Source organism: Nonomuraea sp. MG754425 (assembly GCF_021699195.1).
In the GTDB taxonomy this organism is placed as follows: domain Bacteria; phylum Actinomycetota; class Actinomycetes; order Streptosporangiales; family Streptosporangiaceae; genus Nonomuraea.
The window spans coordinates 158,239-182,282 of record NZ_SSXE01000002.1; the positions used below are offsets into that span (position 1 = coordinate 158,239).

Genomic DNA, 24,044 nt, shown 5'->3' on the forward strand with positions numbered 1-24,044 from the left:
GGAGCCTGCAGGTGCAAAACGGACGGCACGTGTCGCTCATGCGTACGTACACCGAGCAGGTCGTCGGCCTGATCGGCAGGATCGAATCCGAGGAGGCCGACGCCATCGGTACGGCGGCGACCCTGGTCGCCGAGCACATCACCCGGCACGGCGCGGACCGGCTGATCTACGTCTACGGTCCTGGCGGGCATTCGAACCTCGCCGCCCAGGAGGTGTTCTTCCGCGCCGGCGGCCTGGTCAACGTCAGCGCGATCCTCGACGAGGGCACGCTGCTGTCCGGCGGCGCGCTGCGCTCGATGGCGATCGAGCGCACCCCCGGCTACGGCCGCATCGTCATCGAGGACAACCGGCTCGGCGACGGAGACCTGCTCATCCTGGTCAACGCGTACGGGATCAACGCGGCGCTCATCGACGCGGCGCTGACCGCCCGCGAGCGGGGCGTCACCGTCATCGGCGTCTCCTCCAGGGAGCACGCCGACCGGACCGCGCCCGGCCACCCCGCCCGCCACCCCACCAAGCAGAACCTGCACGACCTGGTCGACCTGCACATCGACACGAAGGTGCCGGTCGGCGACGCCGTGCTCGAGATCGAGGACGTGCCCGAGCGGGTCGGCGCGATCTCGACGTTCGCGAACGCGTACACGCTCAACTGCCTCATGGCCGCGGCGATCGCGGAGCTGGCCGAGCGCGGCACGGTCCCGGAGATCTGGCGCAGCGGGAACGCGCCGGGCGGCGACGAGCGCAACGGCCTCTTCATCGACCGTTTCCGCGGACGCGTCCGATGGCTGTGACCGAACCAGGTCCGACAGGAGCGACCGGACCGACCCCGGCGGCCACGACCGGAGCGGGTCCGATCGGGGCGACCGGGGCCGGGGGGCGGTTGTTCGCCGGGGCGGCGGTCGTTGACATCACGCCGTCCGTCGGCGGGTCGCTCGCCGGGTTCGCCGCCCGGCGCTCCCCGTCCGCCGGGGTGCACGACCCGCTGCTCGGCACCGCCGTGGCGGTCTCCGACGGCGTGACCACGTCCGTCGTGATCTGCGCCGACCTCATCGCGCTCGACCCGGACACCACCCGGCGCATCGCCCGCGACCTGCACGAACGCACCGGGATCCCGGAGGAGCGGGTGGCCGTGGCGGTGACGCACACGCACGCGGGACCGGCCGTGACCCGGGGCGGCATCGGCGGCGTCGCCGACCCGGCGTACGTCGAGGACGCCTGTGCGCGGCTGGTCGGCGTGGCCGTCACCGCGCTCGGCCGGCTCGCCCCCGCCGTGCTCCGCCGCGGTTGCGGCGAGCTGCACGGCGTCGCCCACAACCGGCGCGGCGGCGTCCTCACCGACCCGGCCGTCCCCCTCCTGCGGCTGGAACGCGAGGACGGCGAGCCCGTCGCCACCGTGTTCTCCCACGCCTGCCACCCGGTGACGCTCGGCCCCGACAACCTCCGGCTCACCGCCGACTGGCCCGGCTACGCGCGGCGGCACGTCGAGTCCGCGATCGGCGGCGTGGCCATGTTCCTGCAAGGCTGCTGCGGCCAGCTCAACACCGGGCACAGCGCGCACGACAGCCTGCGCGGCACGGGCCCGGACCCCGGCCGGACGTTCGAGGCCGCGCACCGGATCGGGACCCAGGTGGCCGAGGCCGCGCTCGCCGCCGGCACGGAACCGGTCACCGGCCCCGTGTCGGTGACCGCCACCCGCGTCGAGCTGCCGCTCGGCGACCCGCTCCCGCCCGGCGAGCTGCGCGCCCTGGCTGACGAGGACGGCGGCCTGTGGACGGGCTGGGCCCTGGCCCAGCTCGACGACCCCGGACCGGCGACGGTCGCGGTCCAGGTGGCCGTGCACCGGTGGGGCGGGGTGCCGCTGGTCTTCCTGCCCTGCGAGCCCTTCGTCGAGCTGGCCCTGGAGCTGCGGGCCGCGCTCGGCGACCCCGGGCTGCTCGTCGCCGGATACACCGGCGGGGTGCCCGGCTACCTGCCCTACCCGGAGACGCACTACGACGCGGGCGGCTACGAGATCCAGGAGGCCCACCGGGCGTACGGGCTGCGTGCCGCGTTCACGCCCGACGCCGGCCGCCTGGTCCTCGCCGCCGCCACGTCCCTGGCCGGGGAGGGCGCATGAGAGTCGAGGGCAGGCTCGCGGACGGACGCCCGGTCCGCGTCGAGCTGGACGGCCCGCGGATCGCCGCGGTCACCGAACTGCGCACCGCACCCGACGTGCTCGTCCTGCCGGGCCTGGTGGACGTCCAGGTCAACGGGTACGGCGGCCACGACGTCAACGCCGACGACCTCTCGCCCGGCGACGTGGCCGATCTCGTCCGCGAGTTGTGGAGACACGGCACCACCACGCTGTGCCCCACGATCATCACGGCGCCGGAGGACCGGATCGTCCGGAACCTGCGCGTGATCGCGGCGGCGCGGGAGGCCGATCCGCTGGTCCGGCACGCCATCCCCGCCGTGCACGTGGAGGGCCCCTACCTGGCCCCCGAGGACGGCCCGCGCGGCGCCCACGACACCGACCACCTGCGTGATCCCGACCTCGACGAGTTCGGCCGCTGGCAGGAGGCGGGCGGCGGGCTGGTGAAGATCGTCACGCTGGCCCCCGAGCGGGCCGGGGCCGCCGGCTACATCGCCGAGCTGGCCCGGCGCGACGTCATCGTGTCCATCGGGCACACCGCGGCCGCGCCCGCCGACATCGCGCGGGCCGTGGCGGCGGGCGCCCGGCTCTCCACCCACCTGGGCAACGGCGCGCACGCGGTCATCCGCAGGCACCCCAACTACATCTGGGCGCAGCTCGCCGAGGACCGGCTCACCGCGTCGTTCATCGCCGACGGGCACCACCTGCCCGCCGACACGTTCACCGCGATGCTGCGTGCCAAGGGCATCGACCGCGCGCTGCTGGTCAGCGACTCCGTCACGCTGGCGGGCTGCGCCCCGGGCGACTACACCACTCCCGTCGGCGGCCGGATCACGGTGTGCGCGGACGGCCGGGTGACGCTGCCCGGCGGCGAGCTGCTCGCCGGGTCGGGCAGTTCGCTGATCGAGTGTGTGGCCTGGGCGGTCGCCCGTACCGAGGTCGATCTCGGCACCGCGATGCGCCTGGCCGCCGCGAATCCGGCCCGGCTGCTCGGGACCGACCGCGGTCGCGTCGAACCCGGAGCGCCCGCCGACCTGATCGTCACCACCCCTGACCTGTCCATCCTGCGCACCTTCGTGAACGGCGTGCCCGTCCACGACGCCTGACCCACTCGTCCGCCCCCGATATTCGCACTGCGCCCCACCCCCCTCTGGGAGATCTTCATGAGCGTTCTCGATTGGCTGGTGATCTGCGGCTACTTCGTCGTGATGATCGCCATCGGCGTCTGGGCGAAGTCCCGCATCCGCGACGCCAGGGACTTCTTCACCGCCGGCGGCAAGATGCCCTGGTGGTTGTCCGGCATCTCCCACCACATGTCGGGCTACAGCTCGGCCGTCTTCGTCGGCTACGCGGCCATCGCCTACACCGCGGGTTTCACCCTGTACGTCTGGTGGGCGATCGGCATCACGTTCGCGATGGTCGTGGGCTCGTTCCTGTTCGCGCCGCGCTGGCCCCGGCTGCGGCAGCGGCTCGGGATCATCTCGCCGCTGGAGTACCTCGCGACCCGCTACAACGTGCCGGCCCAGCAGGTGCTGGCGTGGAGCGGCACCGCGCTCAAGGTCTTCGACGTCGGCGCCAAGTGGGCGGCGACCGCGCTGCTGCTGCAGGTGTTCGCGGGCGTGCCGATCGCCTGGGGCGTGCTGCTCACCGGCGGGGTCACGCTCGTCTACTCGACGATCGGCGGGCTCTGGGCCGACGCGCTCACCGACCTCGGCCAGTTCATCATCCAGCTCGTCGCGGGGATCACGATGTTCGTCGCGGTGCTCGCCCAGCTCGGCGGCGTGTCGGCGATCTGGACGCTGTGGGACAAGCTCCCCGAGGGCCACGGCCAGCCGTTCAACGACAAGTACACGGTGGGCTTCGTCATGGTCTACCTGCTGATCAACACGCTGTCGTACAACGGCGGCACCTGGAACCTGGCCCAGCGCTTCATCGCCGCGCCGACCGGCGGCTCGGCCCGGCGGGCCGCGCTGTTCTCCGCGAGCCTGTACCTCTTCTGGCCGCTCGTGCTGTTCTTCCCGATGTGGGCGGCGCCGCTGCTGCTGCCCGGCCTGGCCGAGCCCGACCAGTCGTACGCGCTGCTGACCCAGCAGCTCCTGCCCGGCGGGCTGATCGGCCTCGTCCTCGCCGGGATGTTCGCGCACACGATGGCGATGACGTCCTCCGACGCCAACGCGATCTCCTCGGTCGTGGTCAGGGACATCCTGCCCGCCGTGTGGAAGGGCGCCCGCGCGCTGTCGTCCAAGGCCGAACTGATGGCCGGCCGGGTCTCCACGTTCCTGTTCATCGCGCTGTCGATGGGCATCGCGCTCGGCGCGGACAACTTCGGCGGCGTGCTCGGCCTGCTGATCCTCTGGTTCGGCGCGCTCGTCGGCCCGATCGCCATCCCGATGCTGCTGGGCATGCTGCCGTGGTTCCGCCGCTGCGGGCCGGCGGCGGCGATCGGCTCCTGGGCGACCGGGCTCGTGGTCTTCGCCCTGCTCAAGTACGTCTTCCCCGGTCAGGGCCAGACCGTGGAGGTGGCCACGCCGGTGCTGTCGTCGCTGGTGGTGTTCGTGCTGGTCGGCCTCATCGCCCCGGCCCGCAACGCCGAGGCCGACGCGCTGATCGACTCCCTCGACGCCGAGCAGCCCGAGGTCGCCCCGGCGAAGTGACACCGCCGCCGTCCCCGCCCCCGACAGGGTTCGTGACAGATGTCATCGGCAGGCGATGAGATCGGAGACTGCCGTCCCCGCCGCCCTCCGGGAAAGGATCGACGACGAGCGCGGCACCCTGCCGCGCCGTACCGGGACGGGGGAGCGATCCATGCCATGGCGACTGGCCGGGGTGACGCTGGGGTTTCTGGGGATGGCCGGCGGCGCCGTGCCGCCGGCCGCGGCCGTGCCGCCGGCGGCGGAGTCCTCCGCCGGGACGGGCACGGCCGGCGTCGTGGACGGGGTCCGCGTGCCGAAACTGGCGTGGCGGGCGTGCGCCGACGCGCCGAGCCTGCAGTGCGCCACCGCGGAGGTGCCGCTCGACCACAGCCGCCCGCGTGGCGAGACGATCACGCTGGCGCTGGCGCGGATCCCCGCCACGGACCAGGCCCGGCGACTGGGGTCGCTGGTGGTCAACCGCGGCGGCCCCGGCTACTCGGCCGTCGACTACCTCAACGGCATCGTCGCCGGCGCACTGCCCAGCCCGGTGAACTCCGGCGTGCTGGCCAGGTACGACATCGTCGGCGTCGATCCCCGCGGCTCCGGCCGCAGCACGCCGGCCGTACGGTGCTTCGAGAACCCGGAGGAGGCGGAGGCGCTGGCCCGTGACGTGTCCAACGCGCCGCTGACCGCGGCGGAGCGGCGCACGCGGGAGCGGGCCGACGTCCGGTACGCGCGCCTGTGCCGCGAGCGCAGCGGCGACCTGCTCGACCACCTCAGCAGCGTGGCCATCGCGCGCGACCTCGACCTGGTGCGGGCGGCCCTCGGCGAGCGGCGGCTGAACTTCCTGGGCCAGTCCTACGGCACCTACCTCGGCATGGTGTACGCGAACCTGTTCACCGACCGGACCGGCCGGTTCGTCTTCGACAGCGTCCTGGACCCGGTCCGGAGGGACGCGGGCCGGCCCGGCACCACGAAGTCGGCCCGCACCGGCAGCGACGTGGCCACCCTGCGGACGTTGCGGGAGTTCTTCCGGCTCTGCGCGGCGGGCGGCGAGCGGTGCGCGTTCGGCGGCGGCGATCCGGAGGCGGCGTTCGAGCGCGTCATGAACGCGCTGCGGAAGGGGCCGGTGCCGCTCAGGGCGAGCGACGGCACCACGGTCCCCCTCACCTACTCCTTCGTGCTCACGTGGACCGGAAGCTGGCTTTACCAGCCGATGTTCTGGAACGTCCAGGGCGGCGGGGCGCCGTTCCTGAAGGCGGTCGAGGAGGCGATCGAGGATCCGTCGGGCCCGGCGGGCGCCGCGCTCGCGGCCGACGTGACCCTGCTGCGGCAGGCGGGGATCGGCGGCACGCCGTACACCTCGCCGATCACGGCGGCCTACCACGGGGTGACCTGCGGGGAGGTGGACGTCCCGGGGAGTGCGCGGGATCTGGCCCAGCTGGCCGCGGAACGCGCCAGGCACGCGGGGCCGTTCGGCGCGTTGCGCGCCTATGAGGACAGTTCGTGCGTGCCCTGGCGCAGCGCGAACGAGCTGCGGCACGAGGGCCCGTGGAACGCCCGGACCAGCGAGCCGGTCCTGATCGTGAACAACGCGTTCGACCCGGCGACGCCGCTGTGGTCGGCGCGGCGGGTGCACGGGATGTTGCCGAACAGCCGCCTGCTGGTCAACGAGGGCTGGGGACACGTGGCCGCCCAGCAGTCCACCTGCGTGGTGGAGGCGACCTCCCGCTACCTGCTCGACGGCACGCCGCCCGCGAAGGACGCCACCTGCCGGCCGGACACGGTGCCCTTCACCGGGCCGGCTCCCGCCGCCCCGGCACCGGGCTCCGCGTCCCCCGGCTGATCCGGTCAACCGCCGCTCGCCTGGCGGGCGGCCTGCGCGGTGACGCGCTCGATGGCCTGGACGGCGACGTCCGGCTGGTCGACGTAGATGTAGTGCCCGCTCTTGGCGGCCGTGCTCAGCCTGCTGTCACCGGACAGCGCGAGCCACTTGCGCTGGCCCGCGGTCCACGCCTGCTCCAGGCGCGGCCCGTACGTGGGGACGGCCGCCAGGTACTGCTGCCCGTGCTTGACCACCTCGACCGGGATGTTCCCGGCGGAAAGCACCTTGCCGTCGGCGATGACGAGCTGCTCCGGGTTCTGCCCCTGGAAGATCGCGAGGTTCTGCGCGCGCACCTCGGCCGCCGGGCCCTTGGCGGACTCCGGGATCGCCTTCGTGATGTCGTCCTGCATCGTGGGCGAGGTGGTGTCCAGCAGGACGAGGCCCTTGACGCGGTCCTGGTGGTCGGGGGCGTACCTGGCGGCGACCAGCCCGCCCAGCGAGTGCCCGGCCAGGACCACCGGGTTTTCGCCGGCGACGCGGTCGAGCACTCCGGTCAGGATCTTCCCCGTGGCGGCGAAGTCCTGCGGTCCGTCCGGCTTGTCGCTCGCGCCCGCGCCGAGCCGGTCGTAGGAGCAGGTCCGGTTCTTCTTGCTGAGCGTCTTCTGGAGGGCGGCCAGCTTGTCCAGCCCGTCGCCCCCTCCGTGCAGCAGCACGATGACCGGCCGGCCCTGCGCCGGGGTGCCGGAGCAGGACACGTTCACCGACCGGCCCCCGACCTTGATCTTCTCGATGCCGGAGATCGGGTCGAGCTCGGCGCCCAGCGAGGTGCCGGCGAACGGGTCCCAGTCGTCCATCGAGTCGGCCTCGCAGCCGGTGATCCCCGCGCCGAGCGCGGCGGTGCACAGCGCGGCCACGACGGATGCCTTGAACTTGCGAAGCATGAGGTCCTCCAGTGACGCCGAGACGGTTCGCACGGCGGTTGCGGTGGGAGCCGGTCGAAGCGCCGTGCCCCATGCCGGTAACGCTATGGAATCGGAGGTGCCGGAATCGTCACCGTACGGAGGACATTCACCGGTAGCTCTCATGGGGGACAAGCGCCCCGGCTACGCTCGCCCGATGATGGATCTCCGGCAGGTCTCGGAACTGTGGCGGCGGTGCGATGTCACGCTCCGGGACTTACCGTTCGCGCTGCTGGCGTTCGCCGTGTCGCTCGTGCCGGCCTTCCACGGCAACGGGACCCAGCTCGGCAACATGCCGGCCCGGCCCTTCGACGCGCTGGGGATCCTGGTGGTGGCGCTGGAGTGCCTGCCGCTCATCGTGCGCAGGAGGTGGCCGGCGACGAGCCTCGTCCTGGTGACGCTCGGCTTCGTGCTGGACCAGTTCCTCGCCTACCACACGCTGGCCGGCACCGCGCTGCCGATCGCGCTCATCAGCGCCGGCGCCCATCTGGAGCGGCACCGCCGGGTCACGGTGCTCGTCCTGTCCGCCGCGTACGTGCCGTTCGTGCTCGTGCTCAACCTGCTCGGCTCGACGGAGCAGGTGGCGGACTACCTGCTGTTCTTCGCGGCGCTGGCCCTCCCGTGGGGCATCGGCACCTGGCTGCGCTCCACCCGGGCCGCCGAGGCGGAACGCCGCCGCCACGTCGCCGAGGCCACCCGCGCCGCCGAACGCACCCGCATCGCCCGCGAACTGCACGACGTCGTGACCCACCACGTGACGGCGATGGTCGTCCAGGCCGAGGCGGCCCGCTACCTGACCGCCGCCCCCGAACGCCTCGACAGCACCCTGTCCTCCGTCACCGACACCGGCCGCCGGGCCATCGCCGACCTGCGGCAGATGCTCGACCTGCTCAAGGCCGAGCACGACGCCGACGTCGGGACGCCGTCCGCCGGCGAGCTGCGCACCCTCGTCGAGCAGACGCGCCAGGCCGGGCAGCCGGTGGAGTTCACCGAGGAGGGCAACGCGGCGCGATCGGCGGGCGACACGGAGTTCGTGGCCTATAGGGTCGTACAGGAATCCCTGACGAACGCCCTCAAATACGCCCATGGCAGCCGTACCGAGGTCCGCGTACGCCATGGCGAGAAGGAGATGACCGTGGAGGTCAGCACCGACGGCACCGGCTCGCGGGCCGCCTCCCCCGGTGGCAGCGGCCGGGGCCTGACCGGGCTGCGCGAGCGGGTCGAGTCCGTCGGCGGCGAGTTCAGCGCGGACCGGCAGGCCGGCGGCGGCTTCCTCGTACAGGCCCGCATCCCCTCGGGCGGCCCGGCGTGAACGTCCTGCCCGCGCAGCCCGCCGTGGACGCGCCGGTCCGGGTCCTGGTCTGCGACGACCAGGCACTGATCCGCACCGGCTTCGCGACGATCATCGACGCGCAGCCCGACCTGGAGGTGGTGGGCGAGTGCGGCGACGGCCGCGCCGCGGTCGAACTGGCCCGCCGGCTGAGGCCGGACATGGTGGTCATGGACGTGCGGATGCCGGTGCTCGACGGCATCGAGGCCACCCGCCTGCTGGCCGGGGCCGGGGTCGAGGACCCCGTCAAGGTGCTCGTGGTGACGACGTTCAACCTGGACGAGTACGTCTACGAGGCGCTGCGCGCCGGCGCGAGCGGCTTCCTGCTCAAGGACGCCCCGCCGGCGCAGTTGCTGAACGGCATCCGCACCGTGGCGTCCGGCGCCGCGCTGCTGGCCCCCGAGGTGACACGCCGGCTCGTCGGCAGGTACGCGGCCCGTATCCGCCCCGTCCAGGCCACCCCGGACGACACCGCGCTGACCCCGCGCGAGCTGGAGGTGCTGCGTCTCATCGCCGACGGCCGCTCCAACAGCGAGATCGCCGCGACGCTGGTGATCAGTCAGGAGACCGTCAAGACGTACGTGTCACGCATCCTCACCAAGCTCGACCTGCGCGACCGCGTGCAGGCGGTGGTCTACGCCTACCGCACGGGCCTGGTGACCTGAGCGGGGCACCGGCGCGCCTCGCGGCGGGGTCAGCGAGCGGGGTGTGACGCGTCGGTCCTGGCCTGCTCCGGTTCGGGCCGCGCACCCGCCTCGGGGTCACGCGCCGATCGCCGTCCGGCGATCAGGGCCAGCGCGACGATGGCCTGGATGCCGATGATGAGCGCCTGGGTCTTGGGCGAGTTGACGCCCAGCAGCGCCACCGTCCCGTTGACGCCGAGGTGCACCGCGATCGCGGTCACGACGCCGCCGCGCTCGTAGGCGTAGCCGATGAGCAGCGCCATCGGGATGATGCTGATGAGGTAGAGGACCCCGTTCGGGCTGGCCAGGCCGTAGGCCGCCTGGATGGTGCCGTTGACGAAGAACAGCGGCAGGTGCCAGAGCGCCCAGATGACCCCCAGCAGCAGGGCGGCCTGGACGCGGCCCATCGACGCGAGCAGCCGCGGATAGGCGGTGCCGCGCCAGCCGGGCTCCTCCGACAGGGGGCCGCCCAGGAGCATGAGGGCGAGGAACGCCACGGGCCCGCCCATGGCCTGGATCATCGCTCCGGCGGCGGTGAGGTCCACGACCACCCCGTCCGACACCTGCACGAGCAGCGCCGCCGCCAGCACGGTCGCCGACGCGACGACCAGCAGCAGCGGCGCCCAGGCCAGCCGGGCGTTCAGCCGGGTCGGCACCGCGTGCGCGGGGACGGGCTCCTTCGTGCGGGCCCGGCGCACCCGGATCACCACCGCCCCGATCGTCGGCCCGAACGCGCCGAGCAGGTACGGGACGATGGCGGGGAAGCTCATGGCGGGTTCGCCGAGGACGATCGTGACGAGCCAGCACGCCCAGCTCGCCGCGAACGTGACGGCGAAGAAGAGGGTGAGGCCGCCTTTCTGGTGGGCGGGGGGTGTGGTGGTCATGCTGCTTTCCTTGTCAGGTGTCGCATGAGGAATCTCAGGGACTTTCCGCAGGGGATGGGCGGTGGGCGGGCGGAGGCTCTGACCGTCGGATCGTGTCCGTCGGGCGGTGTCGTCCTCCGTGTGTGACCATCGTGGTGGTGCCCTGCACGGACCGCCTCTCATGGTTCTCAAATGCCGAGAACGTTATCAGAAGTGAGAAAACACCTCGTGACAACCGCGAATCTTCTCCTCCATCCGGTCCGACGGCGCATCCTGCGGGCCATGCTCGGCCCCGACCCGTTAACCACCGGGCAACTCCTCGAACGCCTGCCCGACATCCCGCCGGCGACGATGTACCGGCACGTCGCCGTGCTCGCCAACGCGGGCGTGCTGGAGGTGGCGGAGGAGCGGCGGGTACGCGGCTCGGTGGAGCGCAGCTACCGGGTGCGCCAGGACCGCGCGGTGGTCGACCTGGCCGCCCGCCAGGAGATGACGCTCGACGATCACCGCCAGGCGTTCACCGCGTTCTCGGCGACGCTGATGAGCGACTTCGACCGCTACCTCGGCGGCGACGACGCCGACCCGGCCGACGAGGGCCTGCTCTACCGGCAGGGCGTGGTGTGGCTGACCGGCGACGAGTTCGCCGCTCTGGTCGAGGAGATCGAGGCCCTGGTCGCCGCGCGTGCCGGCCACACGGAGGGCGACGGCCGCGCCCGGCACGTCTTCAGCGTCGTCGTCATGCCCGACAAGCCCGAGCCGACCCCGGCTTCGACCCCGGCTTCGACCGCAGCTTCGACCGCAGAGCAGACCTCAGACCAGACCTCAGGCCCGGCCTCACCGAGCCCGCGTCACTGAACCGGCGTCACTGAACCGGCGTCACTGGGCCGGGCTCACACCTGGTTCCTGATCGGCTCCGGCGTCTCCGGAACCGGCTGGGCGAGGTACCCCTTCACCTCGGCGGCGGTGAGCAGCCGGGACTCGCGCAGGATCTCCAGCGACGCCCGCCAGGCCGCCCGGCCCTCCTCCTTCCGGCCCAGGTCGTTCAGCGTGTGGCCGAGCCACCAGTGGGACACGGCGGTCGCCATGGCGTAGCCCGTCTCCCACAGCAGCTTGATCCCCCGCCGGTACTCCTCGACCGCCTCCTCGAGCAGGCCGTGGGCCCGCAGGGAATCGGCGAGGGTGTCGTGGATGAGACCGAGGCCGCCGGTGTCGCTGACGAGTTCCTCCGCCATCGCCAGGGAGAGCCGTGCCTCGTCCACGGCCTGCGCGGATCTGCCCACGAGGTGGTAGACCTGCGCCCGGTTGTTGAGGACGTAGGCCTGGTGGTCGCGGCGCCCCGTCCGCTCGGTGATGAGCAGGGCCTCCGCCAGCGCGGCGAAGGCGTCGTCGTAGCGGTTCATCACGGTGTACGTGATGCCGAGGTCGTTGAGGATCCCCGCCTTCCTGTCGGGCAGTCCGGCCTGGTCGAAGCAGGTCAGGCCGGCCCGCATGAGGGAGATCGACTCCTCGAAGCGGCCGAGCTGCTGGTGCGCGGAGGCCAGCCCCTGCAGCAGGTACGCCTGGGCCGTCAGGTCCCCGTCCTGCCTGGCCCGGCGCAGCACCTCCTCGCTCACCTCGATCAGCTCGACGAACCAGCCCCGGCGGTTGAACAGCCACTGGAGCGCGTCGGCGAGCCCCGCCGCCGCGCTGTCGCCCTCCCGCGCCGCCTGCCGTACCGCGGCCAGCAGGTTGTCCCGCTCGTTGTCGAGCCAGTTGTTGGCCGCCTCCAGGGTGGCGATCTCCTCGCCGGCCCGGTCGGTGGCGAACACGTCGGACTTCGCGTTGGGGCTGTTCACCATGGTGCAGGCGCGTTGCGAGGTGGCCAGGTAGTGCTGCAGCACGCGACCGGCCGCGCCCGACCGTTCCTCGGCGGGGACGCTCTGCTCCCGCGCGTACAGCCCGACGAGGTCGTGGAACTGGTAGCGGCCCGGCCCGGCGGGTTCGAGCAGGCGGGCGTCCATCAGGTGCTCCAGCGCGGCCTCGGCGCGGGGCACGCTCCAGCCCGCCAGCGCGGCCGTGGTGGCAGGGGTGTGCGTGGGCAGGTCCAGCAGCCCGAGCAGGGGCAGCAGCCGGGCCGCGTCCTGGCCGGCGGGCTCCTCGCGCAGGTGCTGGTGGCTGACGGCGACGCTGGCGCGGACGGCCAGGTCGGCGTACTCCAGCAGGTCGAGCCGCCTGGTGGCGTCGGCCAGCCGGACCGCCAGATCGGCGAGCGACCAGTCGGGACGGGCGACCAGGCGCGCGCCCGCGATGCGCAGGGCCAGCGGGAAACCCCCGCAGAGCCGGACGATCTCCTCCGCCGCCCGCGACTCGGCGCGCACGCGGGCGGCTCCGCCGACCCGGGCCAGCAGCGTGGCCGCGTGGGTGTCGTCGAACGCGCCGAGACGCAGCCGCCGGGCGTTGTTCAGGGTGGTCAGCGGGTCGCGGCTGGTGATCATGACCCGGCAGCCGCGCCCGGCCGGGATGAGCGGGCGGACCTGGCGCACGTCGCGCGCGTTGTCGAGGATCACCAGCAGGTCGGCCGTGGCGGTGAGCGAGCGGAAGCGGGCGGCGGCCTCCTCGGCGTCCGCGGGCACGCCGGCGCCGTCCAGGCCCAGGGAGCGCAGCAGGTGGCGGAGCGCCTCGATGGGCGCGAGCGGGGCGAACCCGGCCGTCGAGCCGTGCAGGTTGACGTAGACGACGCCGTCGGCGAACCGCCCGGCGACGGTGTGCGCGACGTGCACCGCCAGCGCGGACTTGCCGATGCCGCCGGGCCCGTCGATCACGATGACCGCGGCGTCGTTCAGCAGGTCGTCGCGCAGCCGCTCCATCTCGGCCGTCCGCGCCGTGAACGCCTGGATGTCGGCGGGCAGTTCGGTCGGGGCGACGTGCCCGACCGGCGGACGCCGCCGCGCGGGCGCGAGGTCGAGTCCGGGGTCCATCGTGAGCACGGCCTGGTGGAGGCGGCGCACCTCGTCGCCGGGCTCGACGCCCAGGTCGGCCACCATCGCCCGGCGCAGGCCCTGGTAGACCTCAAGCGCCTCGGACGCCCGCGCGTCGCGGTACAAAGCCAGCATGAGCTGGGCGGCGGTGCGCTCCCGCAGCGGGTGCGCCCGGACGTGCCCGGCCAGATCGCCGATCAGGACGCGATGGTCACCGGCGGCCAGTCGCAGGTCGGCGTGGTCGTCGAGCGCCTCCAGCCGCTCCTCGTCGAGGCGGGCGGCCTCGGTCCTGGCCCAGGGGGCGTCCGACTCGGCCAGCGCCTGTCCCCGCCACAGCCCGAGCGCCGCGCGGAACAGCGGGTCCGCGGCCTCGGTGGCGCCCACCGCGCGGGCCGCCCGCGCCTGCTTGACCAGGTCGATGAAGACGTGGGCGTCCACCTGTTCCGGCGCGGCCACGAGCCGGTAGCCGCCGGGCACGGTCTCGATGATCTCCGTGTCCGCGTGCGCGGCGAACGTCTCCCGGAGCTTCGACACCACGATGTGCAACTGCTTGACCGCCGTCGCGGGGGAACTGCGCGGCCACACGTCGGCGAGCAGTTGACCGGTGGGGACGATCTGCCCCGCGGCGAGGGCGAGCCGGGCCAGCACGCCGAGCCGCCGCTGCCCGGCCAGCTTGACCGGAACCCCGTCGACCTCGATCTCCATCGGGCCGAGGCACCTGATCTCCAGCATCAAGGCACCCTCCCGTCGTCCGCGAAGATGCGGAATTCTAGCGACATCGTCAGATCGGTCGCTGGGAAACCTGCATTCGATCGCCGCGCCGGGGCGGCGCGCGGCGGGAGTGGGAGCGCGTCCGGCTGGAACGCGGCTTATGTGTGCATTGTGGCAGATCAGCGCCGAACGGGGACGACCCAGTTTCCGGCGACTTTCGCCATCCCGCACATGACCGGAAGGGCCTGCAACTACCCTGCTATCACGATAAGCATCCTTCTCATCACACTATGTGAGGACTCTGTGCGCCGGTCCATCAGATCCAGCAGGAGTCTCGCGCGTCCGTACCGTGACCTGGTCTGGATCGCCTACCTGACCCTCCCTCCCGCCCTCGGCGAGGAGCGCCGGCTGGTGCTGGCGCACCGGCTGGCCGCCGCCGCGCTGGCCCGCCACCACGGCCGGGACCCGATCGGCCTGCGCAAGGCGCTGCTGCGCAGGACATTGCACAGACTGATCACACCGTGGGCCGGCCGGCTGACGCGGATGGAGACGGTGCCGGCGCTCACCAGAGGCGCGGACGTCGCGTTCACCACCGAACTGGACGCGCTGCGGCCCGCCGCCCGGGCCGCGTACGCGCTGCTGCGGATGGAGGGGCGGCCCGAGCCGGAGGTGCGGGCGATCCTGGCCGGGGCGCGGGTGGCGGACCCGGCCGGCGCCCTGGCCGCGGTCGCCGCGCTGGAGGCCAGGTTCGGCGACGGGGCGGCCGTGATGTTCCGGCCGGCCGCCGACCCGACGCTGGCCCGCTGCTACGCCCGCCCGCTGAACCGGCGCATCCGGATCGGCCTGCCCGCCGTCGCGGTCGTGTGCCTGCTGACCGGGCTGACGGCGCTGTCGCTGCCCGAAGGCCCCGAGACCGCCACGGCCCAGCCCCCGCCGGCGGTGGCGGCGGGAGCGGCGGCGCCGCGGGCGATCACCGCCTCCCCCGGCGCCTGGCGCGCCGGCACCGACCTGGACCTGGCGACCTGGTCCGCCCGAGGCTCGCTGACCGGCGACCGGGCCCTGATCACCCGGGCCCTGCGAGCTTGGGGACGACCGGACGGCCAGGTCCTGTACGCGGGCCGGCTCGACGGCTCGACCGTGGTGCTGGTCCGCCAGGGCGAGCAGGTGGCCCGCTACACCGAAGACGGCGGCGCGGGCGAACTGGCCACGTTCCCCGCACCCCGCCCCAAACCGGACGGCGCCAGCCCGCTCAAGCTCACCACCACCGGCGAGGGCAGTCGCTACCTGCTGCCGCCCTGGGTGCGCGAGGTCTCGGCCGCGCCGCTGGCGGGCTCGCACCCGAACTGGCGGAAGGTGCGGGTCGAGGACGGCGTGACCGCGCCGGTCAAGACGCCGGCGGGCAAGGGCTGCTGGCGCGGGCCGGTGCTGCGGCTGCGGGCGCCGGAGATCGCGCACGGCATGCCGTACACGATGGTGGACTTCGGCCGGCTGTCGCTGGCGAACGCCTACTACCAGCCGCCGCCCCCCGCCGAGATCAACCGGTACGGCCCGAGCGAACTCGACACCGTGCCCGGCGGCTTCACCGCGTGGAAGGGCCTGGGCTGCGCGATGGAGCGGCCCGAGGGCGAGATCCAGGCGGCGACCGTGTGGGAGTTCTGGCGCGGCGGGCTGCCCGAGGGCGCGCACGGCCGCTGGGTCTGCCTGCGGCTGACGGACGCGACGGGCGGCAGCACCGTGCGGGGCGTGCTCTTCAGCACCGCCGGCGGGCGCACCGCCACCACGCTGACCGGCGACCGGGCGAACTCGTGGGACTGCAGCCGGCTGCGGCGCGACGTGCTGATGGGGGCCTGGTGGCGGGCGCCGTCGGGCAAGGGGTACTACGTGGCGGCCGGGAGCCGGCGGGTCGTCCGCATCACCCTGAACGGGCGGGCGGTCGCGGGCGCGTCCGCCGTCTCCAGGAGGCGGGCCCCCTCGCTGTCGGGCGTCAACGAACTGGGCGAGAAGATCGAGGCACTGCGCTGAGCCCCCGCACCCAGGAGAGCGAGCGGATCCGGCCACCTCAGCGCTGAGCGCCCGCATCCCGGAGGGCGGGCAGGTCAGGCCACCCCAGCGCTGAGCGCCCGCGCCCCGGAGGGCGGGCAGGTCAGGGGTGTAGGACCAGGCGGATCAGGTCGCCCTCCTTGCGGGCCAGCCGGTCGAGCGCCGTGCCCGCCTCGGCCAGCGGCAGCACGTCGCTCACCGACCCGCCCAGCTCCAGCCGCCCGCGCGCGGCCAGCGTGACCAGCCGCTGCACGTCCTCGGGGGCGGAGCCGTAGTGGCCGCGGACGGACTGGCCGAAGTAGGCCAGGCCGATGTCGTTCGGGACGGTGATCGGCTGGTTGGCCAGGCCGACGACGACCAGCCGGCCACCCCTGCCGAGCAGCGGCAGCGCCTGCTCGCGCACCGGCGCCACGCCGGCGAAGTCGAAGGCGGCGTCGAGCCCGAGCCCGCCCGTGAGGTCCATGACGGTGTCGCGGAAGCCCGGATCGGACGGGTCGAGCGCGGCGTCCGCGCCGCGGGCGGCGGCCCGCTGCCTGGCTCCGGCCAGCGGGTCCACCGCGATCACCGGAGCCGCGCCGGCCAGCCGCAGCAGTTGCACCGCGTGCGCGCCGAGCCCGCCGACGCCCCACACCGCCGCGGCGTCACCTGGCCGGACGGCGCCCGTGGCGGTCACGGCCGCCCACGGGGTGGAGACGGCGTCGGGGATGATGCACGCCTGCTCGAACGGCAGCGTGTCGGGGATCGGCACCACCGTACGGGCACTGGCCAGCGCGTATTCGGCGTAACCGCCGTCGTAGTCGACGCCCCGGGTCAGCACCGTGCCGTGCAGGTCCAGTTCGCCAGCCTGGAGCAGCACGCGTTGCCCGGCCGTCCAGGCGTCCACGCCCGCGCCCAGGGCGTCCACCACCCCGGCCACCTCGTGGCCGAGCGTCACGGTGTCGCCGTTCAGCCGGGCCGGGGTGAGCGAGCCCTCCAGCAGGTGGACGTCGGACAGGCACACGCCGGCGGCGCGTACCGCGATCCGGACCTGGCCGGGGCCGGGCTCGGGCACGGGCACGCGTTCCATGCGCAGCTCGCGGGTGGGGACGTGCAGGCGGGCGGCGAGCATCTCCGTCATGACGGCCTCTCTTTCGTGCGCTCCACCGGGCGAGGTCGCGCCGGTCGTGATCCACGTGCCATTCTCAGCCGTCACGCTCGGACGGCGGCTCGTCGAAGGCGTCGTCCGCCGCCGGAGGCCCGGCGAAGGCGCCGGCGGACGCGGCGAGGACGGCGGTCCTGGCCGCGTGGTCGGCGAGGCCGGGGTCGGGTGGTGTGCGCAGGAGCACGATGTGGTGGTACAGCGGCGCGGTGGCGGCGATGAGGAGTTGCCGCGCGTCGGTGCCCGGCGGGAGCTCCCCGCGCCGGACGGCCCGGGTGACGATGACCTCGCAGCGGGCGTAGCGGTCCGCCCAGAGCCGCCGCACGCCGCGGGCGGCCTCCTCCGACCGGAACGAGGCGGCGAGCAGGGCCGCGGCGATCGGCGGCTGCGCGGTCAGCGCCGCCACGTTCTCGTGGTTCAGCGCCGCCAGGTCGCCCTGGAGCGAGCCGGTGTCCTGGGGTTGCCAGTCGTCGTCGCCCGCCGCTTCGAAGACGTCGGCGAGCAGGCCGCCGACGTCGCGCCAGCGCCGGTACACCGTCGCGCGGTGCACGCCGGCGCGGGCCGCGACGGCGTCGACGGTGAGCGCGTCGTAGCCGTGTTCGGCCAGCTCGGCGCGGACCGCGTCGAGGACCTGCGCGCGGACGCGCCCGCTGCGGCCTCCCGGGCGGCGGCGGGGCGGGGGGCCGTCTTCGGTGGGGGTCGTCGCTGCGGAGTCCGGTTGCCCGGCGATTGGCGCCACGACCCCATCTTAATGTAGAAGTTGTCGCAATAGCGGTGGCAACGCCGAGCCGCCGCACCCACGTGGGACGCACAGGAGTCCCAGACAGGAGACGCCCGTGAACCCGCTCGTCCCCGCCGACCCGACGGTGCTGCACCCCATGCCGGGACAGCCGCGGGTGGTGCTGCTCCGGCCGCTGGTCACCTCCCCGCTGATCGAGGTCGGGGAGTACTCCTATTACGACGACCCGGACGACGCCACCGCGTTCGAGACGCGCAACGTGCTCTACCACTACGGTCCGGAGAAACTGGTGATCGGCAGATACTGCGCGATCGGCACGGGCGTGCGGTTCATCATGAACGGCGCCAACCACCGCATGGACGGCCCCTCGACCTTCCCGTTCCCCACCATGGGCGGCTCGTGGGCCGAACATTTCGACCTGCTCACCGGGCTGCCGGGCCGCGGCGACACCGTCGTCGGCAACGACGTGTGGTTCGGCTACGGCGCCACGGTGCTGCCGGGCGTGCGGATCGGGCACGGCGCGATCATCGGCGCCGGGGCCGTGGTCGCCTCCGACGTGCCCGACTACGGCATCGTCGCGGGCAACCCCGCCCGGCTCGTCCGCACCCGGTACAGCGACGAGGACGTCGCCCGGCTGCTCGCGGTGGCCTGGTGGGACTGGCCGGCGGAGCGTGTCACGGAGCACGTCCGGACGATCATGTCCGGCAGCGTCGCCGACCTGGAGGCCGCCGCCCGCACGTGACAGGAGCCATTCCGGCGGGCCGCACGGAATGGCGGCCGCCATTTAATGATCGTGATTTCTGAAGGTCCGCCCCTTTCTTGCCAGGAAACCTTCAGTTTCACCTTATATCATGTTTATCCCCAAGTGTGCCATCATGTCGCAAGTGGCTCCTGCCACTCACTTAAGAGAAAAAGGGGACACGGGGGTGAAAGGGCAAGAAATTCGCGCATGGGAGTCGTCAACAAAGGTTTCAAGAGAAGGGCACGACTTCTGCGCGAGGCGTTCCGCCCACCGCGGCAGTTGGCCACATCAGGGACGGCCGGCTCCGACGAGCCCGCCATCCGCCGGCCGCCGAAGCGCACGCAACTCGTGGACTACACCTTCCCCGTCGCACCGCGCCTGGTGGACTCGCCCGTCTTCGTGATCTCGTCGGTGCGCTCGGGCTCGACGCTGCTGCGCATGCTGCTCAACAGCCACTCCCGGATCCGCGCCCCGCACGAGCTGCACCTGCGCACCCTGGGGGTGGAGCTGACGCCCGGCTTCTCGGAGGCGTCCATGCAGGAGCTCGGGCTCGACCGGGTGGAGCTGGAGCACGTCATCTGGGACCGCATCCTGCACCTGGAGCTGCTGCGCTGCGGAAAAGACGTCGTGGTCGACAAGACCCCCGGCAACGTCTTCATCTGGGAACGGCTGAAGTACGCCTGGCCGAACGCCAGGTTCATCATCCTGCTGCGCCACCCGGAGGGGGTGATCTCCTCGCTGCAGAACCGCAAGGACAACACCACCACCAGGCAGTCCCTGGAGGCCACCGCGCTGAAGTACTTCAAGCCGCTGGAGCAGGCCCGCCGCACCCTCGACGGCCTGACCGTCCGCTACGAGCGGCTCACCGCGGAGCCCGCGCAGGTCACCCGCGAGATCTGCGCCTACCTGAGCGTGAACTGGGAGCCGGGCATGCTCGAGTACGGCAGGCACCAGCAGGACGCGTTCGTGGCGAACCTGGGCGACCGCAGCGACAACATCAAGTCCGGCCGGATCCAGACCGCGCGCACCTTCGACACGATCGACGACCTGCCGCCCAAGCTCGCCAAGTACGCCACGACCTGGGGCTACGCCTGAGCGACGGGCTCGCCGAGCGCGCTCACAACATGTTCCTGATCGGCTGCGGCATGTCCGGCACGGCCTGCTCCAGCAGATCGTCGGCCTCCGCGCGGGTCAGCAGGTGGGTGTCCAGCAGGGTCGCGATGCACTCGTGCCAGTCCCGCTTGGCCTCCTCGTGCCGGCCCAGCCGGTGCAGGGTCTCGCCGGACCACCAGGCGGTCACGGCGTAGCCGATGCGGTAGCCGGCCTCACGCAACAGCGCCATCGCCACCTGGTAGGTGTCGGCCGCCTCGGCGAGGCGGCCGGCGTGCATGTAGGCGCGGGCCAGCGTCGATCGGGACGACCCCTCCGCGTACAGGGAGCCGACGGCGCTCCACTCCAGGACGGCCGCCCTCGCCTCCTCGATGGCCTCGTCGAACCGGCCCTGCCGGTAGAGCACGTGCGCCCGGTTGTTGATGACGGCGCCCCTGGCGTAGCCGTCGTTCTTCTCCTCGACGATCTCCAGCGCCCTGGACAGGTTGGCCTCGGCGAGGTCGAGCTGCCCGAGCATGGTGTAGACGATGCCGAGGTTGTTGTAGGCGCCCAGGTTCCGGTGCGGCAGGTGGCTCTCGCCGTAGCACTCGACCGCCCGCCACAGATGGACGACCGCCTGCTCGTAGCGTCCCTGATCCCGGTAGACCCAGCCCAGGTAGCTCTCCTCCTGCGCCTGGCCGAGCCGGTCGCCGCAGCGCGCGGCCACCTCGGCCGCGGTCCGGTGCACCTCGGCCAGGTGGGTGACCCAGCCGCGGTAGTTGAACGGCCAGTGCAGCCCCAGCGCCAGCCCGACGGCCAGCCGCGGGTCGTCGGACTGGGCCGCCTGGCGGGCCACGGCCAGCAGGTTCTCCCGCTCGGCCTCGGTCCAGGCGCTGGCTTCCCGCGCGTTGACGAACTCGATGCCCGGCTGCTCCGCCGTGTACAGCAGCTCCCGGTAGAACTGCGGGTGCACGAGCAGGGTGGCGGTGTTGACCGTGGCCAGGTAGTGGTGGAAGGCGCGGCTGAGCGCCGCCGCGCGTTCCGTCCTGGGCAGCGCGCGGATGGCCTGCTCGCGGGCGTACAGGCGGATGAGGTCGTGGAAGCGGTAGCGGCCGTGCCCCGCGCCCTCCAGGAGCCGGGCGGAGTGCAGCCGTTCGAGCGCCGCCTCCGCCCGCGCCTCGGACCAGCCGGCCAGCGCGGCCGTGGTGGCCGGGGTGCAGGTCGGGGTGTCGAGCAGGCCGAGGAACGGCAGGATGTGCGCGGCGTCGTGGCCGCTGGGCTCCTCGCGCAGGTGTCCGTGGCCGACCGCGATGCCGGCGCGTACGGCCAGGTCGGCGTACTGGAGGGTGTCCAGGCGGCGGGCGGTGTCGGCCAGGCGGTCGACGAGGTCCACCAGCCGCCAGTCCGGCCGCGCCGCGAGGCGGGCCCCCGAGATCCGGATGGCCAGCGGCAGGCCGCCGCACAGCTCGACGATCTCGGCGGCGGCGTCCGGCTCGCCCTGCACCCGGGCGGGCCCGGCGATCCTGGCCAGCAGCGCGACGGCGTCGCCGTCACCCAGCCCGGCCAGGTGCAGGTGGCAGGCGTCGTCGAGGGTGGTCAGGGTGTCGCGGCTGGTGACGACGGCGCGGCAGCCGGGCCCCGCCGGGATGAGCGGGCGCACCTGGCGGGCGTCGAGGGCGTTGTCGAGGATGACGAGCAGTTCGCTCGACGCGGTGAGCGAGCGGTAGCGCGCCATCGCCTCGTCCAGGTCGGCCGGTACGGCGGAGCCGTCCAGCCCCAGGGAGCGCAGCAGGTGGCCGAGGGCGTCGAGCACCGGCAGCGGCTTCATCCCCGGGGTCGAGCCGTTGAGGTTGACGTAGAGCACGCCGTCGCGGAAGCGTCCCGCCATCGCGTGCGCGACGTGCACGGCGAGCGCGGACTTGCCCACGCCGCCCGGCCCGTCCACGACGGCCACGCCCGAGGTCCGCACCGCCTCCCGCAGCCACTCCACCTCCTCCTGCCGGGCGGTGAACGACCGGGTGTCGGCGGGCAGCTCGGCGGGCACAATCGTGCCCGTCTGCGTGGGGGTGGTGAGTTCGAGCACCGGGTCCCGGGTGAGGATGGCCTGTTGCAGCCGGCGCAGCCGGGCCCCCGGCTCGACCCCCAGCTCCTCCACCATGACGGTGCGGCTCTCGTGGTAGACGGACAGCGCCTCCGACAGCCGGGCGGAGCGGTAGAGCGCCAGCATGAGCTGGGCGCGCGGGCCCTCACGCAGCGGGTGGGCCCGCACGTACGGGACGAGGTCGGTCACCACCGCGTGGTGATCGCCCGCGGCCAGCCGCAGCTCGACGTGCTCCTCGAAGACGGCCAGGCGCTCCTCCTCCAGGCGGCTGGACTCGATCTGCGCCCACGGGTCGTTCAGCTCGGCCAGGGCCGGCCCGCGCCACAGGGCCAGCGCGCGCCGGAACAGGCCGTCGGCCGTGCCCGTGTCACGCCGCTCGCGGGCCGCCCGCGCCTGGCGGATCAGCGTCATGAAGTGGTGCGCGTCGATGCGCTCGTGGGGCAGGTCCAGCATGTAGCCGGCGGGCACGGTCACGATGGGCTCGGGGCCGAGCACGTCGCGCACCTTCGACACCACGATCTGGAGCTGCTTGGCGGCGGTGGCCGTCGAGGTCTGCCCCCAGACGTCCGTGACGAGCTGGCGCGCGGTGACGGGACTGCCGGCGTCGAGCGCCAGCCGGGCCAGCACGGCCAGACGGCGGCGGCCCGTGAGCCGGATCGACCGCCCGCCCACCCTGATCTCCAGGGGCCCGAGAAAGCCGACCTCCAGGGTGGTCAGGGGCGAGCCGGAGGAAGCGCTCAGTGTTATACCGCCGGATTCGCGGACCTTCAACGCCGGCCGCCGTTCGGCCGCGCCGGCGGAACGATCATTTCGACGGCACCGGGTGGCCGCACTTCCTCGGGCGCTGGCATGGCGGGTCCTTCCTGGGCCGTTCACAATAGCTCGGGGGCAGCCCAGCATAATTCGGTATGCCTTCGGTATATCGACCTGCCACTTGCGATATACCCGCGGTATATCGGCTCCTTGTATCGTGCTCCGTCGAACGACTGTACCCAGATCGAAGACGAGGCAGGCATGGTGTCAGCAAGGTCGGGCCGGAGCACGTCGAGCGGCCGGCGCGCCCTGTCGGCACGCGCGGGTGCCACCTTGCTGGTGGTGATGGCGGCGGCGGCGCTCACCGCCCCGGCGACCGCGACGGCCCAGGCCGACGGCCTGAGCACGTACGACGACGTGGTCCTCGCCGATCGTCCGGTCGCGTACTGGCGGCTGTCGCATCCGTCGCAGGCCAAGGAGAGCGACCGGACCGGCAACGGTCACGTCGGCACCTTCCGTAACGTGACCAGCACGCTCAGGCTCCCGAACGGCGACGGCGCGTCGATCTTCAACGGATCCTCCGGCTATTTCGAGGTGCCCGACGCCAAGCCCTTCCACATCAACACCACGGGCAAGTTCACCGTGGAGGCGTGGATCATGCCGCAGACCCTCCAGTTCCCCGATCAGGAACAGACGGGTTACGTCTACTTCATGGGCAAGGGCACGAAATCCGGCAGTGGCGGCAACCGCGAATGGGCGGGCCGGATGTATTCGAAGACGAATACGGAGAACCGTCCGAACCGCATATCCGGATATGCCTGGAACCTCGACGGCGGCCTCGGCGCCGGCGCCTTCTTCCAGCAGCCGGTGAAGGCCGGCGAGTGGATCCACTACGCGATCACCTTCGACACCTCGGAGGGCGAATACGGCAAGGTGCGCGTCTACCGCGACGGCGTCCTGTCGGGCACCGACCACCTGGCCTACCGCCCCGGCACGGCCGACGAGGTCGTCATCACCCCGAAGCCGGGCTCCGCCCCGGTCCGCGTCGGCACGCGCGACGGCCAGTCGTACTTCAAGGGCGCGGTCGGCAAGTTCGCCGTCTACAACCGCGAACTGTCGGCGACCGAGCTCAGGTCGCACTACTCCGCGATGACCGGCTCCGCCCCGCGCGGCGCGGACTTCGACGGAGACGGCGTCGGCGACATCTTCTCGGCCGCCACCGGCACGCTGAACGTCTGGAACGGCAAGGGCGCCAACAACTTCGGCAGCGCCGTCCCGGTGGGCGGCGGCTGGTCGGCCTACAGCCGCCCCATCGCCGGCGACTTCGACAACGACGGCAACGGCGACCTG

At 73.1% G+C, this 24,044-nt stretch carries 18 protein-coding genes; 12 read left to right on the forward strand and 6 right to left on the reverse strand.

Annotation, left to right across the window (positions count from 1 at the left end; translation table 11 throughout):
* Positions 1-11 precede the first annotated feature (11 nt).
* Genes FAF44_RS01375 through FAF44_RS01395 form a run of 5 tightly spaced genes read left to right on the forward strand, consistent with a single transcriptional unit; the run spans position 12 to position 6,610 of the window.
* Positions 12-791: a sugar isomerase domain-containing protein gene (locus FAF44_RS01375; protein WP_237101105.1), complete on the forward strand. Its 780-nt coding sequence runs from the start codon at positions 12-14 to the stop codon at positions 789-791.
* Positions 782-2,116, forward strand: coding sequence for a neutral/alkaline non-lysosomal ceramidase N-terminal domain-containing protein (locus FAF44_RS01380; protein WP_237101106.1), 1,335 nt, complete (start codon positions 782-784; stop codon positions 2,114-2,116). The genes FAF44_RS01375 and FAF44_RS01380 overlap by 10 nt, the downstream gene beginning before the upstream one ends.
* Positions 2,113-3,237, forward strand: coding sequence for an N-acetylglucosamine-6-phosphate deacetylase (locus tag FAF44_RS01385; RefSeq protein WP_237101107.1), 1,125 nt, complete (start codon positions 2,113-2,115; stop codon positions 3,235-3,237). The genes FAF44_RS01380 and FAF44_RS01385 overlap by 4 nt, the downstream gene beginning before the upstream one ends.
* Positions 3,238-3,294: 57 nt before the next feature.
* A complete protein-coding gene (locus FAF44_RS01390; protein WP_237101108.1) occupies positions 3,295-4,785 on the forward strand; it encodes a sodium:solute symporter family protein in 1,491 nt (496 codons plus the stop codon).
* 55 nt (positions 4,786-4,840) lie between these two features.
* Positions 4,841-6,610, forward strand: coding sequence for an alpha/beta hydrolase (locus FAF44_RS01395; protein ID WP_237101109.1), 1,770 nt, complete (start codon positions 4,841-4,843; stop codon positions 6,608-6,610).
* Positions 6,611-6,615: 5 nt separating this feature from the next.
* On the opposite strand, the gene FAF44_RS01400 is transcribed toward FAF44_RS01395, so the two are convergent.
* Positions 6,616-7,530 (reverse strand): alpha/beta fold hydrolase, encoded by a 915-nt coding sequence (locus tag FAF44_RS01400; protein WP_237101110.1) that lies wholly within the window; start codon positions 7,528-7,530, stop codon positions 6,616-6,618.
* 175 nt (positions 7,531-7,705) lie between these two features.
* Here FAF44_RS01400 and FAF44_RS01405 point away from each other — a divergent pair, with 175 nt between their 5' ends.
* Together FAF44_RS01405 and FAF44_RS01410 are read left to right on the forward strand one after the other, a co-directional pair.
* On the forward strand, positions 7,706-8,860 hold the full coding sequence (locus tag FAF44_RS01405; RefSeq protein ID WP_237101111.1) for a sensor histidine kinase: 1,155 nt from the start codon (positions 7,706-7,708) through the stop codon (positions 8,858-8,860).
* A gap of 23 nt (positions 8,861-8,883) precedes the next feature.
* Positions 8,884-9,543, forward strand: a complete 660-nt coding sequence (locus tag FAF44_RS01410) for a response regulator transcription factor (RefSeq protein ID WP_237101133.1) — start codon at positions 8,884-8,886, stop codon at positions 9,541-9,543.
* A gap of 29 nt (positions 9,544-9,572) precedes the next feature.
* Here FAF44_RS01410 and FAF44_RS01415 read toward each other — a convergent pair whose 3' ends face one another.
* Positions 9,573-10,445, reverse strand: coding sequence for a type II CAAX endopeptidase family protein (locus tag FAF44_RS01415; protein ID WP_237101112.1), 873 nt, complete (start codon positions 10,443-10,445; stop codon positions 9,573-9,575).
* 171 nt (positions 10,446-10,616) lie between these two features.
* Between FAF44_RS01415 and FAF44_RS01420 the strand changes: the two genes are divergently transcribed.
* A complete protein-coding gene (locus tag FAF44_RS01420; RefSeq protein ID WP_272893894.1) occupies positions 10,617-11,279 on the forward strand; it encodes a helix-turn-helix domain-containing protein in 663 nt (220 codons plus the stop codon).
* 35 nt (positions 11,280-11,314) lie between these two features.
* On the opposite strand, the gene FAF44_RS01425 is transcribed toward FAF44_RS01420, so the two are convergent.
* Positions 11,315-14,113 (reverse strand): AfsR/SARP family transcriptional regulator, encoded by a 2,799-nt coding sequence (locus FAF44_RS01425; RefSeq protein WP_237101114.1) that lies wholly within the window; start codon positions 14,111-14,113, stop codon positions 11,315-11,317.
* Positions 14,114-14,395: 282 nt separating this feature from the next.
* Between FAF44_RS01425 and FAF44_RS01430 the strand changes: the two genes are divergently transcribed.
* Positions 14,396-16,114, forward strand: coding sequence for a hypothetical protein (locus tag FAF44_RS01430; RefSeq protein ID WP_237101115.1), 1,719 nt, complete (start codon positions 14,396-14,398; stop codon positions 16,112-16,114).
* A gap of 121 nt (positions 16,115-16,235) precedes the next feature.
* Here FAF44_RS01430 and FAF44_RS01435 read toward each other — a convergent pair whose 3' ends face one another.
* Positions 16,236-17,249 carry a zinc-binding dehydrogenase gene (locus FAF44_RS01435; RefSeq protein WP_237101116.1) on the reverse strand — a complete coding sequence of 338 codons (1,014 nt, stop codon included), beginning with the start codon at positions 17,247-17,249 and terminating at the stop codon, positions 16,236-16,238.
* A 64-nt stretch (positions 17,250-17,313) separates the two neighbouring features.
* Positions 17,314-18,009 (reverse strand): TetR/AcrR family transcriptional regulator, encoded by a 696-nt coding sequence (locus tag FAF44_RS01440; protein ID WP_237101117.1) that lies wholly within the window; start codon positions 18,007-18,009, stop codon positions 17,314-17,316.
* Positions 18,010-18,106: 97 nt separating this feature from the next.
* Here FAF44_RS01440 and FAF44_RS01445 point away from each other — a divergent pair, with 97 nt between their 5' ends.
* Positions 18,107-18,751, forward strand: a complete 645-nt coding sequence (locus tag FAF44_RS01445; protein WP_237101118.1) for a CatB-related O-acetyltransferase — start codon at positions 18,107-18,109, stop codon at positions 18,749-18,751.
* 207 nt (positions 18,752-18,958) lie between these two features.
* Entirely contained in the window at positions 18,959-19,846 is an 888-nt protein-coding gene (locus tag FAF44_RS01450) for a sulfotransferase (RefSeq protein WP_237101119.1), read from the forward strand.
* Positions 19,847-19,868: 22 nt separating this feature from the next.
* Here the strand turns inward: FAF44_RS01450 and FAF44_RS01455 are convergent, their stop codons facing one another.
* Positions 19,869-22,712, reverse strand: a complete 2,844-nt coding sequence (locus tag FAF44_RS01455; protein ID WP_237101120.1) for a BTAD domain-containing putative transcriptional regulator — start codon at positions 22,710-22,712, stop codon at positions 19,869-19,871.
* A 243-nt stretch (positions 22,713-22,955) separates the two neighbouring features.
* Between FAF44_RS01455 and FAF44_RS01460 the strand changes: the two genes are divergently transcribed.
* A partial coding sequence (locus FAF44_RS01460; RefSeq protein WP_237101121.1) for a LamG-like jellyroll fold domain-containing protein occupies positions 22,956-24,044 on the forward strand: 1,089 nt, incomplete at its 3' end.

Coding starts and splice junctions, on each gene's coding strand:
- FAF44_RS01395 (WP_237101109.1), top strand. CDS start 4,841: ATGAGATCGGAGACTGCCGTCCCCGCCGCCCTCCGGGAAAGGATCGAC.
- FAF44_RS01435 (WP_237101116.1), bottom strand. CDS start 17,249: ATGACGGAGATGCTCGCCGCCCGCCTGCACGTCCCCACCCGCGAGCTG.
- FAF44_RS01400 (WP_237101110.1), bottom strand. CDS start 7,530: ATGCTTCGCAAGTTCAAGGCATCCGTCGTGGCCGCGCTGTGCACCGCC.
- FAF44_RS01380 (WP_237101106.1), top strand. CDS start 782: ATGGCTGTGACCGAACCAGGTCCGACAGGAGCGACCGGACCGACCCCG.
- FAF44_RS01390 (WP_237101108.1), top strand. CDS start 3,295: ATGAGCGTTCTCGATTGGCTGGTGATCTGCGGCTACTTCGTCGTGATG.
- FAF44_RS01415 (WP_237101112.1), bottom strand. CDS start 10,445: ATGACCACCACACCCCCCGCCCACCAGAAAGGCGGCCTCACCCTCTTC.
- FAF44_RS01405 (WP_237101111.1), top strand. CDS start 7,706: ATGATGGATCTCCGGCAGGTCTCGGAACTGTGGCGGCGGTGCGATGTC.
- FAF44_RS01420 (WP_272893894.1), top strand. CDS start 10,617: ATGCCGAGAACGTTATCAGAAGTGAGAAAACACCTCGTGACAACCGCG.
- FAF44_RS01385 (WP_237101107.1), top strand. CDS start 2,113: ATGAGAGTCGAGGGCAGGCTCGCGGACGGACGCCCGGTCCGCGTCGAG.
- FAF44_RS01450 (WP_237101119.1), top strand. CDS start 18,959: ATGGGAGTCGTCAACAAAGGTTTCAAGAGAAGGGCACGACTTCTGCGC.
- FAF44_RS01425 (WP_237101114.1), bottom strand. CDS start 14,113: ATGCTGGAGATCAGGTGCCTCGGCCCGATGGAGATCGAGGTCGACGGG.